Here is a 15,643-nt window from a genome sequence, read left to right on the forward strand (position 1 = left end):
CGCCATGCCCCCCGGGGCATCCGCCCGAGCGCGCCCGCCCCGCCCGGCTCCGGCAAGGACCGCCGCCCCTTCGGGCCCCGACGGCCCGGAGGCCGCGGCAGACGCCCCGACGGCTTGCACCGGGTGATCGCCCGCAGGACTTCGTACAACCACCGTCCCATGCGGTGTCCCGGCCGTCGGCCCCGGGTCGCACACCGGATCCCCCCTGGGCACGACGTCCGGGACCGCCCCGCCACCTAGCGTCGGGTCCCATGACGATCGGATTCCGCGGCCGGACGGCCGCCGTCGCCCTCGCCGCCGCCCTCCTGGCCGCGCCCGCCACCGCCGCCCATGCCTTACCGGGCACCCCGCCCCCCGCGGCAGTCGCCACCGCGGCCACCACCACCCCGGCCGGTATCCCCGAACTGCCCCGCCCGACCGGCCCGTACGCCGTCGGAACAGAGATCCTGCACCTCACCGACCACGACCGCACCGACCCCTGGGCCCCCGACGGCGGCCCCCGGGAACTCATGGTGTCGGTCCACCACCCCGCCCGCCCCGGCGGCAACGGACCCGCGCCGTACATGACCACCGAAGAGGCCCGCCTGATGCTGGCCGGACGCGGGCTGGAGGACGTCGTCCCGGCGACCACCGTCAGCTCCACCCGCACCCACGCCCGCACCCACGCCCCCGCCGCGCGGGGCCGCTTTCCCCTGGTGCTGCTCTCCCCCGGCTTCGGCACCCCGCGGGCCACCCTGACCTCGCTCGCCGAGGACCTGGCGGGCCGCGGCTACGTCGTGGCGACCGTCGACCACGCCTACGAGACGAGCGGCACCTCCTTCCCCGGCGGACGCGTGCTCACCTGCGCGGCCTGCCGACTGCTTGAGGACGCACCGGACCAGGAGGCCCAGCGGAAGCTGCTCACCGCCGTCTCCACCGGGCGGGCCGCCGACCTCTCCTTCGTGCTCGACCGGCTGACCGGCCGCCACTCCGCCTGGCGCCACTCCCGGATGATCGACGCCTCGCGGGTCGCCGTCGCCGGCCACTCCATCGGCGGGAGCGCCGCCGCCTCCGCGCTCCTGGCCGACCGGCGCTTCGACGCCGGGATCAACATGGACGGCTCGTTCCAGGAGCGCATCCCCGCCGCAGGTCTCGGCGACCGCCCGTTCATGCTGCTCGGCACCGACTCGTTCCACCGCCCCGGCGGCCAGGACGTGTCCTGGAACGAGGACTGGCCGCGCCTGGGCGGCTGGAAGCGCTGGCTGACCGTCGAGGAATCCGGGCACTTCACCTTCACCGACGTCCCCTTGCTCGGCGAACAGCTGGGACTGCCGGTGGACCCCGAGGCCCCGCTCCCGGGCGAGCGATCGATCCGGATCACCCGTGACTACGTCGCCGCCTTCCTCGACCTGCATCTGAAGGGACGGCCTCAGCCGCTCCTGGACGGCCCCACCTCCGCCAACCCCGAAGTCGTCTTCCACCACCCCTGACCCACCCGCACACGCAACGTCGGCGGAGCGCCCCGGAACACGCAGCGGCGCCCCCGGACGGGGGTCCGGGGGCGCCGCGCTGTGCGGACCTGTCGCGGCTACGCCGTGACGGGCACGCCCTGCGGCTCGGACTCGCGGGCGTCGGCGTCGGCGTCGACCGGGGAGGCGGAGGCCGAGGCGTACGCCTCGTGGTCGAGGATGTTCTCGCGGGCCGCGACGATCACCGGGACGAGGGCCTGGCCCGCGACGTTCGTCGCCGTCCGCATCATGTCCAGGATCGGGTCGATGGCCATGAGCAGACCGACGCCCTCCAGCGGGAGGCCCAGCGTCGACAGCGTCAGGGTGAGCATCACGGTGGCGCCGGTGAGGCCGGCGGTGGCCGCCGAGCCGATGACCGAGACGAACGCGATCAGGACGTAGTCACCGACGTTCAGCTGGACGTCGAAGATCTGCGCGATGAAGATCGCCGCGAGCGCCGGGTAGATCGCGGCGCAGCCGTCCATCTTGGTGGTCGCACCGAACGGGACGGAGAAGGAGGCGTACTCCTTCGGGACGCCGAGGCGCTCGGTGACCTTCTGGGTGACCGGCATCGTGCCGACCGAGGAGCGGGAGACGAAGGCAAGCTGGATGGCCGGCCAGGCGCCCTTGAAGAACTGCACCGGGCTGAGCTTGGCGACGGTGGCGAGCAGCAGCGGGTACACACCGAACAGGACCAGGGCACAGCCGATGTAGACGTCGGCGGTGAACGTCGCGTACTTGCCGATCAGGTCCCAGCCGTAGTCGGCGATCGCGTAGCCGATGAGGCCGATGGTGCCGATCGGGGCGAGGCGGATGACCCACCACAGGGCCTTCTGGAGCAGCTCCAGGACCGACTCGCTGAGGGTGAGGATGGGCTGGGCCTTCTCGCCGAGCTTCAGGGCGGCGATGCCGGCGACGGCGGCCATGAAGACGATCTGGAGCACGTTCAGCTCGGTGAACGGGGTGATCACGTCGCTCGGGACGATGCCGGTGAGGAAGTCGAGCCAGGAGCCGGCGTGCTGCGGCAGCTTGCCGTCCTTCGGCGTGAGGCCGGTTCCGGAGCCCGGGTTGGTGACCAGGCCGATCACGAGGCCGATGGCGACCGCGATCAGTGAGGTGATCATGAACCAGAGCAGGGTGCGGGTGGCCAGCCGGGCGGCGTTGTTGACCTTGCGGAGGTTGGTGATCGACACCAGGATCGCGAAGAAGACGAGCGGTGCGACGGCCAGCTTCAGCAGCTGGATGAAGATGTGGCCGACCTTGTCGAGCGTGGTGTGCAGCCAGTTGATGTCGTAGCTGCGGGCGAGCCACCCGAGGACGACGCCGAGGACGAGACCGGCGACGATCTGGGCCCAGAACGGGACCTTGGGTATGCGGAAGCCGGAACCGGAGCCGGACGGGCTGTCGGTCGCGGCGGCGGACGCGGGGTTCGCGGACACGGACACACTCCAGATGTGACGCATCGGGGCGCACGGGGACACTGCGCGAGGGGACGTGGTACGGGGACGGGGTGGGTGCGGCGCCCGCGTCGGGGGCGGCGCCGCTGCATGGTGCCGGTGAGAACGTTGTTCAGACGTCGCGGCGACGGACCGCGGACATGGCGTCGCGGCGACAGACCGCGGACATACAGCGGCAGAGATCGACATGCAGGCGCTCCACGAGCGGGACGCTCGTGGCGTGGTGGGGGCGCACTGCTGACTTCATGGCGAACACGTTAACACTTGAACTTTGAGGTTCTCAAAGGACTTCTTTGGGCGGGTGGGTCTTCCGCGGCGCGTGCACGGAGGACCGGAGCCGCCCCACGCACCCCGGACACCGGGCGCGAGGGCGGGAACGGCGGAACCCCGGTGCCGGAGCGACTGCTCCGGCACCGGGGTTCCGCGGGAAGACGTGCCGAGGTACGAGGACGAGATGTGAGGAACCTTACGCCCGCCGCCGCGACCGGGAGGCCGTCGCACGGCCAGGTGGCCCACGGCGCCACGAGCCCGTCACGCGGGCGGGTGGCTCACGCGGCGACGAGGCCGTCGCGGGTCCGGTGGTTCACGGGGCCGTGAGACCTCCGCGTCCCCGGAGGTTCAGAGGGTGACGTGGTCCTCGCGGGTCCGGTGCTCCTCCAGGCGCTCCTTGGCGCGCTCGACCTTGATCACGATCTGCTCGGACATCTCGTCGCGCTGCTTGCGCAGCAGCACGTAGCTGAGCGGAGCGGAGAGGACCAGGGCGAAGAGGACCACCCACACGACGTTGGAACCGCGCGCCCCGGACGGAACCAGGCCGAAGTGAACGGCCACGGCTGCGACGACGAAGCAGCCGACGAAGATGCTGAGGCGCATCGCGGTGTACCGAATGGTCGCGCTCGGCCTGGCAGCGGACACAGTTGGCCCCTCTCTCGACGTATGACAGTCGTGCGATCCTGCCCGACCAGTGAAGCATGCCCCGGAATCGAGCACTTCGGAGGGCTGCGTCAAACGAGGGCGCGCGGCGCCGCGGGCCCGGACGCACGGCGCCCGTCGGCGCCGCCCGGCCGACAACGGCGCACCGCGGGCCGGCAACAGGGCACCACGGGCGGGCGACTGGGCGACGCGGCGCGCCGTCAGCCGAGCGGCAGCAGCATGATGACGTCGTCGCGGTCGTCCCCGTCGGCGACCCGGATCGCGTCGGGCACCCGGCCGACCTCCTTGTATCCGCACGCCGCGTAGAACCGGTCGGCGCCGGTGCCGCCGCGGCAGGTGAGCCGGATCGCCTCGATCCCCTCGATCCCGCGGGCGGCCTCCGCGGCGGCGGCCATCAGCTCGCGGCCGTACCCCCTGCCCTGGTGGCGCGGGTGGACCATGACGGTGTAGAGCCAGAGCCAGTGCGTCATCAACCGGTGCGTGTTGAGGGTGAGGAAGGCCGTGGCGGCCACTGCGCCGTCCTCGTCGCGGCCGACCAGCAGCCGGGTGCGCCCCTCGGCCATGGCGACGAGGTGCTTGACCAGTTCCGGCCGGACGTCGTCGACGGTGACCGGCGGGACGAAGCCGACCGCCCCGCCCGCGTTGGAGACATCGGTCCAGAGCTCGGCCAAGCCGTCGCGCAAGGTGCGGTCGAACGTGGGATCCAGCTCAAAGGTAAGCGCCATGAACGAAGATTAACCATTACAGATTCTTCGCCTCAAACGCGTTCCGGAATACGGAAGGGCCCCGGCCCCCTGGACGAATCCAGAGGCCGGGGCCCTTCCGGCGAGAGCTGGGCCGGGACCGCGCAGTCGCGACGGGCGTCAGACGCGCATCGGCTGCGGCGACTCGCGCCGCTCGGCGTCCGGGCCGGGGTACTCGCGGATGATCTCGTACCGGGTATTGCGCTCGACGGGCCGGAAGCCCGCGTCGCGGATCAGGTCGAGCAGGTCCTCACGGCCGAGCTTGTTCGGCGTGCCGTAGTTGTCCGCGTCGTGCGTGATCTTGTACTCGACGACCGAGCCGTCCATGTCGTCGGCGCCGTGCTGGAGCGCGAGCTGGGCGGTCTGCACACCGTGCATCACCCAGAAGACCTTGACGTGCGGGACGTTGTCGAACAGCAGCCGCGAGACCGCGAAGGTCTTCAGCGCCTCGGCCCCGGTCGCCATCGTGGTGCGCGCCTGGAGCTTGTTGCGGACCTTGCCGTCCTTCATGTCCACGAAGTCGTGCTGGTAGCGCAGCGGGATGAAGACCTGGAAGCCGCCGGTCTCGTCCTGGAGCTCGCGCAGCCGCAGCACGTGGTCGACGCGGTGCCGGGGCTCCTCGATGTGGCCGTAGAGCATCGTCGCCGGGGTCTTGAGCCCCTTCTCGTGCGCCAGGCGGTGGATGCGCGACCAGTCCTCCCAGTGGGTGTCGTGGTCGACGATGTGCTGCCGGACCTCCCAGTCGAAGATCTCGGCGCCGCCCCCGGTCAGCGACTCCAGCCCGGCCTCGATCAGCTCGTCGAGGATCTCGGAGGCGGAGAGGCCCGAGATGGTCTCGAAGTGGTGGATCTCGGTGGCGGTGAACGCCTTGAGGGAGACCTGCGGCAGGGCCTCCTTCAGCGCGCTGAGCGAGCGCGGGTAGTAGCGCCACGGCAGGGTGGGGTGGAGTCCGTTGACGATGTGCAGTTCGGTGAGGTTCTCGCCCTCCATCGCCTTCGCGAGGCGGACGGCCTCCTCGATGCGCATGGTGTACGCGTCCTTCTCGCCGGGCTTGCGCTGGAACGAGCAGTACGCGCACGAGGCGGTGCACACGTTGGTCATGTTGAGGTGCCGGTTGACGTTGAAGTGCACCACGTCACCGTTCTTGCGGGTGCGCACCTCGTGGGCGAGGCCGCCGAGCCAGGCAAGGTCGTCCGACTCGTAGAGGGCGATGCCGTCCTCGCGGGTCAGCCGCTCCCCCGCGCGGACCTTCTCCTCCAGTTCGCGCTTGAGCCCGACGTCCATGCGGCTGCCTCCCAGGTGTCGACGTTCCGTGCCTCGTCCCGGCGCCTACCGGGCGAAACCCCCGGCGGGCCGGGGGTTCCACCACGGTACGCCTACACCTCCTCGGGGAGTTCCCCGACCCGGTTCTCCCACTTGGTGGAGAGCACGATCGTGGTACGGGTGCGCGAGACGCCCTTCGTGCCGCTGAGCCGCCGGATGGTCCGCTCCAGCCCGTCCACGTCGCCGACCCGCACCTTGAGCATGTACGAGTCGTCGCCCGCGATGAACCAGGCGTCCTCGATCTCCGCGAGGTCCTTCAGCCGTCGCGCCACGTCCTCGTGGTCGGCGGCGTCGGAGAGCGAGATGCCGATCAGGGCCGTGACCCCGAGACCCAGGGCCGCGGCATCGACGGTGGCGCGGTACCCGGTGATGACACCGGCGGACTCCAGCCGGTTGATGCGGTCGGTGACGCTCGGTCCGGAGAGGCCCACCAGCCGCCCCAGCTCGGCGTACGAGGCCCTGCCGTTCTCCCTGAGGGCCTGGATGAGCTGCCTGTCCACCGCGTCCATATGACTGAAACCTTCCATTGTTCAGCAGTATCGCGAGTCTATGTGTAGAATCTAAGGCATGCAGGCTTCATCGCCTGCAAAACTTCTCGAACATCCAAAAAACGCTTTCGAATCTTCAGGAGTGAGGACACCGTGTACTCGATCGAGATGGCCTACGCCCGTATGCGCGAGCTGCAGGACCTGGCCAACCGCTCGCGTGCCCACCAGCCGGCCGCCGCTCGCCGGGTCGACCGGACCCGCACCGCGCGCGCCCCGAAGAAGCGCTGACCACGACGTCAGTCCGAGGAGCCCCGGGAGCCTCCACCGAGCTCTCCCTCCCACCTGCGGTACAGCTCGTGCGGCACCTGTGCGGCGTCGAGCACCCGCCCGGCGACGAAGTCCACCAGGTCCTGGATGTGCGTCGCCCCCGCGTAGAACCCCGGAGAGGCGGGCAGCACCACGGCGCCCGCCTCGTCCAGGCTCACCAGATGCTTCAGCGTCTGCCCGTTCAACGGTGTCTCCCGCACCGCGACGACAAGTTTCCGCCGCTCCTTGAGCGTCACGCTCGCGGTCCGCTGGAGCAGATCCTTCGAGAGTCCGAGCGCCACCCCGGCCACGCACGCCGTCGAGGCCGGCACGATCAGCATCCCCTTCGCCGGGTACGACCCCGAGGACGGCCCCGCGCCGAGATCACCGGCCGCCCAGTACCGCACCCCGGACACGTCCACGTCGAAGGTGCGCGGCTTCCCGTCCGCCCCGCGTGCCAGCCAGGCCCGCAGGTCCTCCTGCCAGTGGCCGTCCCGGAACGCGATCCCGGTCTCGTCCAGCAGCGTCAGCCGCGATGCCCGGCTCACCACCAGGTCCACGCTCTCCCCCGCGGCCAGCAGGCCGCGCAGCACCGCTGCGGCGAATGGGGTGCCCGAAGCGCCGGAAACCCCGACAATCCAAGGCTGTCGCTGCTGTTGACTCACTGAAGTCCCGGATTCCACGCCCCCGAGCCTATCCGTCCGCACGGCTCCGGAACCGAGTAAGGGGCGTCGGACGTTGTGACGGATGAAAGCCGACGTCCTCGCCGAAGACGGACGGGAACGCCACCGACACGGAACGCGGGGGGCCACCATGACCACATGGGCGAACGGCGGGATCACGCCGGGCCGCATGTCGGCCCCCGCCCGGGGCACGGCGGGCCGGGCCGGGGCCGCCGCCAAGCTGATGCTGGGCTGGGTGGCGCTGCTGTGGATCATCGAGGCCGTCGACACGGCGACGGGCCACGCGCTGGACGCCTACGGCATCGAGCCGCGCCGGGCCGGCGAACTGCTGGACATCGTGCCCGCGTCCTTCATCCACTTCGGCTTCGGCCACGTCGCGTCCAACAGCGTGCCCCTGCTGGTCTTCGGCTTCCTCGCCGCACTGCGCGGCATACGCCGCTTCCTCGCCGTCGCCGCGCTGATCGTCGTGGTGGACGGCCTCGGCGTCTGGCTGGTCTCGCCCGCCCACTCCAACACCGCCGGCGCCTCCGGGCTCGTCTTCGGCCTCTTCGGCTACCTGCTGGTCCGCGGGTTCGTCGACCGCAGACCGCTCGACATCGGCATCGGCCTGGTGATCGGCGCGATATGGGGCTCGTCGATCCTGTTCGGGATATCCCCCGCCAACACCTCGGTCAGCTGGCAGGGCCACCTGTTCGGTCTGCTCGCCGGAGTGGTCGCGGCCTTCGTCTTCCGCCGCCGCACCGACCGCGACGGCACCCGGGCGGGCGCCCCGTTCCCGCCGAAGTCCCCGTTCCTGCCGTGATCCGCGGCCCCGGCCGACCGGGGCCTCGCGCCCCGGCCCGCGCCGAGGCCGCACCGGCGCCCCGCCCGCGCCCCCGCCATGGGGAGCCGGAGCGCGCCTACACCGTCAGACCGCGCACCACCAGGTCCAGCAGCGCGCACACGAACAGTGCTATCCCGATGAAGCCGTTGACCGAGAAGAAGGCCCGGTTCAGCCGGGACAGATCGTGCGGGCGCACCACCCGGTGCTCGTAGACGAAGGCGACGGCGACGATCGCCATGCCGATCCAGTAGAGGACCCCCGCCTGCGTGGCCAGCCCGAACCAGACCAGCAGTCCGGTCGTCACCACATGGCAGACCCGCGCTCCCCACAGCGCGGCCGGGACGCCGAACCGGGCCGGAAACGACAGCACCCCGTGCGCGCGGTCCGCCTGCACGTCCTGGCAGGCGAAGATCAGGTCGAAGCCACCGATCCAGATGCCGACGGCGAGTCCGAGGATCACCGCCTCCCACGACCAGCTGCCGGTCACCGCCAGCCAGGCGCCGACCGGCCCCATGGCCTGGGCGATGCCGAGGATCGCGTGCGGGTAGTGGGTGAACCGCTTCCCGTACGGATAGACCACCATCGGCACGACGGCGATCGGCGCGAGCGCCAGGCAGAGCGGGTTCAGCAGCGCCGCCGCGCCGAGGAAGAGGACGACGGCGACGATCGCCCCGGTCCACGCCGACTTCACCGACACCGCGCCGGTGACCAGCTCCCGGCTCGCGGTGCGCGGGTTGCGGGCGTCGATCTCCCGGTCGATGATCCGGTTGCAGGCCATGGCGAACGTCCGCAGCCCGACCATCGCGACGGTGACGAGCAGCAGCGTGAGCCAGTGCACGGACGCGTCGTCCCGGAACATCGCGGTCAGCGCGGCGATGTAGGCGAAGGGCAGCGCGAAGACCGAGTGCTCGATCATCACGAGCCGCAGGAACGCCTTGACCTTGCCGTTCGGCCGTACCGGCCCCGAACCCAGTGCTGCTTCGGCGGCGCTCACAGTCCGTATTCCTTCCACCGGCGGTCGACCTTCGCCGCCGTCTCGGGGTCCGACTCGACCATCTCCGGCCAGCCCCCGTCCCGGGTGTAGCCCTCCTCGGGCCACTTCCTCGTCGCGTCGATGCCCGCCTTGCCACCCCAGAACTGCTGGTAGGAGGCGTGGTCGAGATGGTCGACCGGCCCCTCGGTGACCGTCAGGTCGCGCGCGTAGTCCGTGTTCCCGAGCGCCCGCCACGCCACCTCGTGCAGATCGTGGACGTCGCAGTCGGAGTCCACCACCACGATCAGCTTGGTCAGCGACATCATGTGCGCGCCCCAGATGGCACTCATCACCTTCTGGGCGTGCTTCGGGTACTTCTTGTCGATCGAGACGATCGCGCAGTTGTGGAAACCGCCCGCCTCCGGCAGGTGGTAGTCCACGATGTCGGGCACGATGATCTTGAGGAGCGGCAGGAAGAACCGCTCGGTGGCCCGCCCCAGCGGCCCGTCCTCGGTCGGCGGGCGGCCGACCACGATCGACTGGAGCAGCGGACGCTTCCGCATGGTCACGCAGTCGATGGTCAGTGCGGGGAACGGTTCCTGCGGGGTGTAGAAGCCGGTGTGGTCGCCGAACGGCCCCTCCGGGAGCATCTTCCCGGGCTCCAGCCACCCCTCGACGACGACCTCGGCCTGCGCCGGGACCTGCAACGGCACGGTCTTGCAGTCGACCATCTCGATCCGCTTGCCCTGGACGAAACCGGCGAACAGGTACTCGTCGATGTCCCCCGGCAGCGGCGCGGTGGAGGCGTACGTCACCGCGGGCGGCGCCCCGAACGCGATGGCGACCGGCAGTCGCTCGCCGCGCCGGGCGGCGACCTGGTAGTGGTTGCGACTGTCCTTGTGGATCTGCCAGTGCATGCCGATGGTGCGCCGGTCGTGGCGCTGGAGCCGGTACAGGCCCAGGTTCCGCACCCCGGTCTCCGGGTGCTTGGTGTGGGTGAGCCCCAGGTTGAAGAACGAGCCGCCGTCCCCGGGCCAGGTGAACAGCGCGGGCAGCCGGTCCAGGTCCACGTCGTCCCCGGTCAGCACGACCTCCTGCACCGGGGCGCTCTCCGCCTTCACCTTCTTCGGCGGCACGTGCACCATCGAGCCGAGCTTCCCGAATGCCTCCCGCACCCCGACGAAGCCGTGTGGCAGCTCCGGCTTGAGCAGGCCGCCGATCCGGTCCCCGATGTCGGCGTACGACTTCAGGCCGAGCGCCTTGAGCAGTCGGCGGTCGGTCCCGAAGACGTTCATGGCCAGGGGCATCGACGAGCCCTTGACGTTCTCGAAGAGCAGGGCCGGCCCGCCCGCCTTGTTCACCCGGTCGACGATCTCGCCGATCTCCAGGTAGGGGTCGACCTCTGCCTTGATCCGCTTGAGGTCGCCCTCGCGCTCCAGGGCCCGCAGGAGGGAACGAAGATCGTCGTAAGCCATGCCGTCCAGTCTGTCATCACCGTCGCCGATCCCCCGGGGTGGCCCACCCCGCCCCGCTCACCGGCTGTTCCCAGCTGCTCGCCGTGGGCTGTCACCGGCACCGGCTACCCTGGGCCCACACCGGGCGGACAAGCCCTGCCAACTCTCCCCAGGGGGACCTTTCCATCATGTTCCGGGCCTTGATCTATCTCGTGCCTCTGGCGCTGACGATCTACGCGTTCATCGACTGCCTGAACACCCCCGAGGACGAGGCCAAGCACCTCCCGAAGATCGCCTGGGTCTTCATCATCCTGCTGTTCTGGATCGTGGGCCCGATCGTCTGGCTGGCCGCGGGCAGGATGCGCACGGCACCCGCCGGGGGCCGGACCCCGTCCGAATGGCACCGCAACCACCGCTCGCAGTGGGTGGCCCCGGACGACAACCCGGAGTTCCTGAACGCCCTGCGCGAGGAGAACAAGAAGGACGAGTCGCTCCTCAAGGACTGGGAGGCGGACCTGCGCCGCCGCGAGGAGGAGCTCAAGCGCCGCGAGCGCGAGTCCGGCCCGGAGGGGTCGACGCCCCCCGCGTCCTGACCGCGGGAGACCGCCCCGGCCGCCGCGCATCCCCCCACGCGACGACCGGCCGGGACGGTCTCCGCCCGCGGACCACTCGCACGTTCCCCCCACCACCACACGGCCGCCGCACGTCGTCCGACGCGCGGCGGCCGTCGCCGTTCACGCACCCCGCCCGGTCCGTGCCGCGTCCATGCTCCCGCTCGCCCGTTCGAAAATCCTCTCCCTCCCCCAACTACCGGCAGATGTCCTTGATTTGACGGAGCGACAGGTCGGAGGACGTCACCACTGGGGGTGCTGTGGAAAGGGAGCTTTACGGGCGCGAGGCGATCTTCGGTGCCGACGGACTCGCCGCGCGCCTGACCGGTCTCACCCCCCACGGCTCCGCCCGGATCCCCTACGAGCACCACGACGACCCGCCGGTCGTCGTGCTGACCGGCGGGCGCGGCATGGGCAAGACGGCCGTGCCGAAGCAGCTGCGTCACGTGTACCGGGAGATCACCCCGACCGCCCTCGTCGACTGCGAGGCGCTCGTGCCGCCCGCGGACCCGGGGCCCGGTTGGACCCCGGTCACCGGTGCGCTGCCGGAGCTCGCCACCCAGCTGACGACGCGGGTGCGGGCCGCCCGGCCGGTGCAGTTCCCCCGGCTGAGCCTGGGGCTCGTCGCCGTCGCCTCGATCTCCTGGACCCGGGAGGACGAGACCCGGGCACAACGGGACCTCCAGGCGCTCGGCCCGGTGCTGGCGACCGTCGGTTCCCGGGGCGCCGCGGCGACGGGCGACCCGCCCAACCCGGCGGGTCGCGGCTCGCCGCGTCATGGCCGGGTGCCGGCCGCGTACTCCTCGCGCAGGGCCGCCCACCGCACCGGGGTCCATTTCGACCAGTCGGCGGGGTAGCCGTCGAGCGCGTCGACGAGGTGGAGAAAGTGGTCGTGCCAGCCGGCGAGGCAGTCCAGGCGCAACGCGTCGTCGCCCCGGATCTCGTTGGTGAAGCGCAGCAGCACGTGGTCGCCGCGCGGGGGCTCCAGATGGAAGCGGATCCGGCCGTGGACCCCTTCGAGGGTGTATTCGGCGACCCGCTCGACGTCCCAGGCGGTGACGGCGCCGGGGGCGACCGTGGCGTTCCCGTCCCGGTCGGTGTTCAGCCAGCGCAGTGTGACGGCGCCGCCGACGCGTGGTTCGAACGGGTCGGCGGCGGCGAGCCAGCCGGGCAGCCCCTCGGCACTGGCGACGGCCGCCCACACCCGGGGGACGGGATGCGGCAGCCGCAGGGTGAATCGCAGGACGTGCCGGTCGCCGTGGGACTCGCTGGTGCCGTGCTCGATGACGGGGGTCGTCGCGTCGTTCATGGTTCCAGCGTGGCCCGGTGGCGCCCGGCCCGCACCCGTACGGGTGCACCGCGGCCCGTGTCCGTAGCGGGACGGACACGGGCCGCGGGGGGTGACCGGTGGTGGTCAGACGCCGGCGTAGGAGTGCTTGCCGGTGACGAAGATGTTCACGCCGTAGTAGTTGAAGAGCCAGCAGCCGAAGGCGATCAGGGCCAGGTAGGCGGCCTTGCGGCCCTTCCATCCCGCGGTGGCGCGGGCGTGCAGGTAGCAGGCGTAGGCGACCCAGGTGATGAAGGACCAGACCTCCTTGGGGTCCCAGCCCCAGTAGCGGCCCCACGCGTCGCCGGCCCAGATGGCGCCCGCGATGATCGTGAACGTCCACAGCGGGAAGACCGCCGCGTTGACGCGGTACGAGAACTTGTCGAGCGACGAGGCGGCGGGCAGCCGGGAGAGCACGGACCGGGCGAACGCCCCGGGCGTCCCACCGGCCGCGAGCTTGCTCTCGTAGCTGTCGCGGAAGAGGTAGAGCAGGGTGGCGACCGCGCCGAGGTAGAAGACGGCACCGCAGAGGATGGCGGTGGAGACGTGGATCCACAGCCAGTACGAGTGCAGCGCGGGCACCAGCTGGTCGCTCGCGGTGTAGAGCACCGTGGTCGCGATGCCGAGGTCCAGCAGGACGGTGGTGACCAGGAGCAGCCCCATCCAGCGGACGTTCTTCTTCAGCGCGAGGAGGACCAGGTACGTGCCGACCGCCACCGTGGAGAAGGTGATGGAGAACTCGTACATGTTTCCCCAGGGGGCGCGCTGCACGGACAGCGCACGGGTGAGGACACCGCCCGCCTCCACGAGGAAGGCGACCACGGTCAGCGAGACCGCGATCCGTCCGTAGAGGTCGCCCTTGAACGTCCCGCCCGCCGCGCCCGGCCCGTCCGGGACGTCGCGGGCGCCCGCGGCGGCACGCGTGATGATCTTCGGGCGGTCCAGCACGGCGGTGCCGCCGCCCTGCTGGGCGGACCGCACCTGCACCGCGGGACGGGTGCTCGCGGTCTCGCTCAGGGCGGCGGCGGTGCGGCCGACCTTGCTGCGGCTGCCGAACACCCATTCCGCGATGTGCGCGAAGAAGGCAAGGGTGTAGACGGCCATCGCCGAATAGATCAGCACATTGCTGGTGTGCGCCAGGTTCTCGTTGGTTGCGGCGGCGAGATTCACTTCTCAGCCCCTTCGGCAGGTTCTTCGGAGGTGTCCTCGACGGTGTCGGAGCGGGTGTCGGAACCGCTGTCCGAACCGGTGCCGCTCCTCCGTCCGGTGCCCGTGTCCGTCCCGGCGTCCGTGCCGGAACCGGGGGCGGGGTCGGTGCCGGGGTCCGTCCCGGTCCCGTTCTCCGGGTGGTCGGGCGCGGTGGGCGCCAGGCCGTGGAGCGTGGCCGCGAGGTCGGCCAGTTCCTCCGGGAGCTTCGCGGACTCGCTGCGGCCGAGGCCCGCCATCTCGACGACGGTGACACCGTCGTCGCCGCGCACGGCCCGCACCCAGACCCGGCGCCGCTGGATGAACAGCGAACCCGCGAGCCCGGCGATCGCGGCGACCGAGCCACCGAGCGCCCAGCCGCTGGCGGGCTGCTCGGAGATCTGGAAGCTCGCCCACTCCTCGACGCCCTCGAAGGTGATCGAGGCGGCCCCGTCCGGCAGCTTCATCGTGTCGCCGACGGCAAGGCGCTGCTTGAGCGGTTCCTTGCCGTCCATGAACGGCTTCATCTTGGTCTTGTCCAGCTGGTACACGTTCTGTCCCAGTCCGGAGTCGGGCCCGAGGTAGCCGTGGAAGCCGTTGAGGGCGAGCACCGGCATCTCGGCGGCCGGGAACTGGGAGAACATCGTGCCCTTGCCGCTGCCCGCGAAGGTCGGCACGAAGAACGCCTGGAAGCCCAGCTGGGTCTTCTTCCCGTTCTTGTCGCGGTAGCCGTCAAGGACCTTGATGGCGCCGGTCGAGGTGACGTTGTTGTCGATGGGCAGCAGCGGCACCGCGTTGCGGTAGACCTCCTTGCCGGAGGCGTCCTTGACGGAGACGACCGGCGCGTAGCCGTGCGCGTTCAGATAGACCTTGGTGCCGTCGACGACGAGGGGCTCGTTGACCCGGATGACGGACTTCTGCGGTTTGCCGTACGCACCCTTCTCGTACGTCACGTGGGCCTCGTACGTCCGGGCCGTTCCGCGCTGGGGGCCGCTGCGCTCGTACGTGCCGACGAACTTGTCGAGGGTGAAGCTGAACGGGGCCAGCGAGTCGTAGTCGAAGAGCGAACCGGACTTGAAGTCGTCGTACTGGATCAGCGTGTTGGAGAAGCCGTCGCCCTGGACGATCAGCTTGCCGCCCTCGGACTTGAAGAGCTGCCCGAAGGCGAACGCCACCAGCATCACGATCAGCGCGATGTGGAAGATCAGGTTCCCTGCCTCGCGCAGATAGCCCTTCTCCGCGGCGACCGCGTCCCCGGCGATGTGCGCGCGGTAGCGGCGCCCGCGCATCAGGGCGAGTGCGGCCTCGCGGACCTGCTCGGGCTCGGCGTCCGTGCGCCAGGTGGTGTACACGGGCAGCCGGGTCAGCCGCCTGGGGGCACCCGGCGGGCGGCTGCGCAGCTGGCCGATGAACTGGCCGGTGCGCGGCACGATGCAGCCGATGAGCGAGATGAACAGCAGGATGTAGATCGCGGAGAACCACACCGAGCTGTAGACGTCGAAGAACTGGAGCTTCTCGTAGATCGGCGAGACGGTGGTGTGGGCGTCCTTGAAGGTCTGCACCTTCAGCTCGTCCACGCTGTTCTGCGGGATCAGCGAGCCGGGGATGGCGCCGAGCGACAGCAGGAAGAGCAGGATCAGCGCGACCCGCATCGAGGTGAGCTGCCGCCAGAACCAGCGGGCCCAGCCGATGACGCCCATGGCCGGCAGGCTCGCCGGGCTCTCCTCGCGGGGAGCGGTGGAGAGCTGCGCACCGGCCGCGCCGAGTTCACCGGCCTCCTCGGGCGGGCCACCGCCGTGGCTCTCCTCCGCGCGCTCGTCGGCGGCATTGGTCGTGGTGTTGCTCATGGA

17 protein-coding genes are annotated in these 15,643 nt (G+C 70.9%); 5 read left to right on the forward strand and 12 right to left on the reverse strand.

Annotated elements, in window-relative coordinates; genetic code table 11:
* Positions 1-251: 251 nt before the first annotated feature.
* Positions 252-1,469 (forward strand): alpha/beta hydrolase family protein, encoded by a 1,218-nt coding sequence (locus ACFC79_RS12670; RefSeq protein WP_376238777.1) that lies wholly within the window; start codon positions 252-254, stop codon positions 1,467-1,469.
* Between the two features lie 98 nt (positions 1,470-1,567).
* On the opposite strand, the gene ACFC79_RS12675 is transcribed toward ACFC79_RS12670, so the two are convergent.
* The 6 genes from ACFC79_RS12675 to ACFC79_RS12700 all read right to left on the reverse strand — a co-directional run bounded on the left by ACFC79_RS12675 (position 1,568) and on the right by ACFC79_RS12700 (position 6,452).
* Positions 1,568-2,926: a dicarboxylate/amino acid:cation symporter gene (locus ACFC79_RS12675; protein WP_376238780.1), complete on the reverse strand. Its 1,359-nt coding sequence runs from the start codon at positions 2,924-2,926 to the stop codon at positions 1,568-1,570.
* Positions 2,927-3,056: 130 nt separating this feature from the next.
* Positions 3,057-3,191 (reverse strand): hypothetical protein, encoded by a 135-nt coding sequence (locus tag ACFC79_RS12680; RefSeq protein WP_376238782.1) that lies wholly within the window; start codon positions 3,189-3,191, stop codon positions 3,057-3,059.
* Positions 3,192-3,562: 371 nt separating this feature from the next.
* Positions 3,563-3,817, reverse strand: a complete 255-nt coding sequence (locus tag ACFC79_RS12685) for a DUF4229 domain-containing protein (protein ID WP_376238785.1) — start codon at positions 3,815-3,817, stop codon at positions 3,563-3,565.
* A 260-nt stretch (positions 3,818-4,077) separates the two neighbouring features.
* Complete coding sequence (locus ACFC79_RS12690; RefSeq protein ID WP_376238788.1) at positions 4,078-4,602, reverse strand: GNAT family N-acetyltransferase; 525 nt, start codon at positions 4,600-4,602, stop codon at positions 4,078-4,080.
* A gap of 138 nt (positions 4,603-4,740) precedes the next feature.
* A complete protein-coding gene (gene mqnE / locus ACFC79_RS12695) occupies positions 4,741-5,904 on the reverse strand; it encodes an aminofutalosine synthase MqnE (RefSeq protein WP_335937079.1) in 1,164 nt (387 codons plus the stop codon).
* Positions 5,905-5,996: 92 nt separating this feature from the next.
* Positions 5,997-6,452: an Lrp/AsnC family transcriptional regulator gene (locus tag ACFC79_RS12700; RefSeq protein WP_073787137.1), complete on the reverse strand. Its 456-nt coding sequence runs from the start codon at positions 6,450-6,452 to the stop codon at positions 5,997-5,999.
* A 132-nt stretch (positions 6,453-6,584) separates the two neighbouring features.
* On the opposite strand from ACFC79_RS12700, the gene ACFC79_RS12705 reads away from it, so the two are divergent.
* Entirely contained in the window at positions 6,585-6,719 is a 135-nt protein-coding gene (locus ACFC79_RS12705) for a hypothetical protein (RefSeq protein ID WP_376238793.1), read from the forward strand.
* Between the two features lie 8 nt (positions 6,720-6,727).
* Here the strand turns inward: ACFC79_RS12705 and ACFC79_RS12710 are convergent, their stop codons facing one another.
* Positions 6,728-7,402 (reverse strand): UbiX family flavin prenyltransferase, encoded by a 675-nt coding sequence (locus ACFC79_RS12710; RefSeq protein WP_376238796.1) that lies wholly within the window; start codon positions 7,400-7,402, stop codon positions 6,728-6,730.
* 187 nt (positions 7,403-7,589) lie between these two features.
* Here ACFC79_RS12710 and ACFC79_RS12715 point away from each other — a divergent pair, with 187 nt between their 5' ends.
* Positions 7,590-8,222, forward strand: coding sequence for a rhomboid family intramembrane serine protease (locus ACFC79_RS12715; protein WP_376238950.1), 633 nt, complete (start codon positions 7,590-7,592; stop codon positions 8,220-8,222).
* 97 nt (positions 8,223-8,319) lie between these two features.
* Here the strand turns inward: ACFC79_RS12715 and mqnP are convergent, their stop codons facing one another.
* Both mqnP and ACFC79_RS12725 read right to left on the reverse strand, forming a co-directional pair.
* Entirely contained in the window at positions 8,320-9,237 is a 918-nt protein-coding gene (gene mqnP / locus ACFC79_RS12720; RefSeq protein ID WP_376238799.1) for a menaquinone biosynthesis prenyltransferase MqnP, read from the reverse strand.
* Positions 9,234-10,691, reverse strand: a complete 1,458-nt coding sequence (locus ACFC79_RS12725) for a menaquinone biosynthesis decarboxylase (protein ID WP_376238801.1) — start codon at positions 10,689-10,691, stop codon at positions 9,234-9,236. The genes mqnP and ACFC79_RS12725 overlap by 4 nt, the downstream gene beginning before the upstream one ends.
* A 167-nt stretch (positions 10,692-10,858) precedes the next feature.
* Between ACFC79_RS12725 and ACFC79_RS12730 the strand changes: the two genes are divergently transcribed.
* Together ACFC79_RS12730 and ACFC79_RS12735 are read left to right on the forward strand one after the other, a co-directional pair.
* Complete coding sequence (locus tag ACFC79_RS12730; RefSeq protein ID WP_376238804.1) at positions 10,859-11,263, forward strand: PLD nuclease N-terminal domain-containing protein; 405 nt, start codon at positions 10,859-10,861, stop codon at positions 11,261-11,263.
* Positions 11,264-11,541: 278 nt separating this feature from the next.
* Positions 11,542-12,138 (forward strand): hypothetical protein, encoded by a 597-nt coding sequence (locus ACFC79_RS12735; protein ID WP_376238807.1) that lies wholly within the window; start codon positions 11,542-11,544, stop codon positions 12,136-12,138.
* Here the strand turns inward: ACFC79_RS12735 and ACFC79_RS12740 are convergent.
* The 3 genes from ACFC79_RS12740 to ACFC79_RS12750 all read right to left on the reverse strand — a co-directional run bounded on the left by ACFC79_RS12740 (position 12,057) and on the right by ACFC79_RS12750 (position 15,640).
* The gene (locus ACFC79_RS12740; RefSeq protein ID WP_376238810.1) at positions 12,057-12,590 is read right to left on the reverse strand and encodes an SRPBCC domain-containing protein; all 534 of its coding nucleotides are present in this window, start codon (positions 12,588-12,590) and stop codon (positions 12,057-12,059) included. The two genes, ACFC79_RS12735 and ACFC79_RS12740, sit on opposite strands and share 82 nt — an antisense overlap.
* Positions 12,591-12,695: 105 nt before the next feature.
* Positions 12,696-13,778 carry a c-type cytochrome biogenesis protein CcsB gene (ccsB, locus tag ACFC79_RS12745; protein WP_376238812.1) on the reverse strand — a complete coding sequence of 361 codons (1,083 nt, stop codon included), beginning with the start codon at positions 13,776-13,778 and terminating at the stop codon, positions 12,696-12,698.
* Positions 13,775-15,640 (reverse strand): cytochrome c biogenesis protein ResB, encoded by a 1,866-nt coding sequence (locus tag ACFC79_RS12750; protein ID WP_376238815.1) that lies wholly within the window; start codon positions 15,638-15,640, stop codon positions 13,775-13,777. The genes ccsB and ACFC79_RS12750 overlap by 4 nt, the downstream gene beginning before the upstream one ends.
* Positions 15,641-15,643: the final 3 nt, after the last annotated feature.

It is taken from the genome of Streptomyces sp. NPDC056061, assembly GCF_042266885.1.
GTDB lineage: Bacteria > Actinomycetota > Actinomycetes > Streptomycetales > Streptomycetaceae > Streptomyces.

Bases quoted from the DNA above. Each gene is read 5' to 3' on its own strand.
- ACFC79_RS12670 (WP_376238777.1), top strand. From the start codon at position 252: ATGACGATCGGATTCCGCGGCCGGACGGCCGCCGTCGCCCTCGCCGCC.
- ACFC79_RS12680 (WP_376238782.1), bottom strand. From the start codon at position 3,191: ATGAAGTCAGCAGTGCGCCCCCACCACGCCACGAGCGTCCCGCTCGTG.
- ACFC79_RS12685 (WP_376238785.1), bottom strand. From the start codon at position 3,817: ATGCGCCTCAGCATCTTCGTCGGCTGCTTCGTCGTCGCAGCCGTGGCC.
- ACFC79_RS12690 (WP_376238788.1), bottom strand. From the start codon at position 4,602: ATGGCGCTTACCTTTGAGCTGGATCCCACGTTCGACCGCACCTTGCGC.
- mqnE (WP_335937079.1), bottom strand. From the start codon at position 5,904: ATGGACGTCGGGCTCAAGCGCGAACTGGAGGAGAAGGTCCGCGCGGGG.
- ACFC79_RS12700 (WP_073787137.1), bottom strand. From the start codon at position 6,452: ATGGACGCGGTGGACAGGCAGCTCATCCAGGCCCTCAGGGAGAACGGC.
- ACFC79_RS12715 (WP_376238950.1), top strand. From the start codon at position 7,590: ATGTCGGCCCCCGCCCGGGGCACGGCGGGCCGGGCCGGGGCCGCCGCC.
- ACFC79_RS12725 (WP_376238801.1), bottom strand. From the start codon at position 10,691: ATGGCTTACGACGATCTTCGTTCCCTCCTGCGGGCCCTGGAGCGCGAG.
- ACFC79_RS12730 (WP_376238804.1), top strand. From the start codon at position 10,859: ATGTTCCGGGCCTTGATCTATCTCGTGCCTCTGGCGCTGACGATCTAC.
- ACFC79_RS12740 (WP_376238810.1), bottom strand. From the start codon at position 12,590: ATGAACGACGCGACGACCCCCGTCATCGAGCACGGCACCAGCGAGTCC.
- ACFC79_RS12750 (WP_376238815.1), bottom strand. From the start codon at position 15,640: ATGAGCAACACCACGACCAATGCCGCCGACGAGCGCGCGGAGGAGAGC.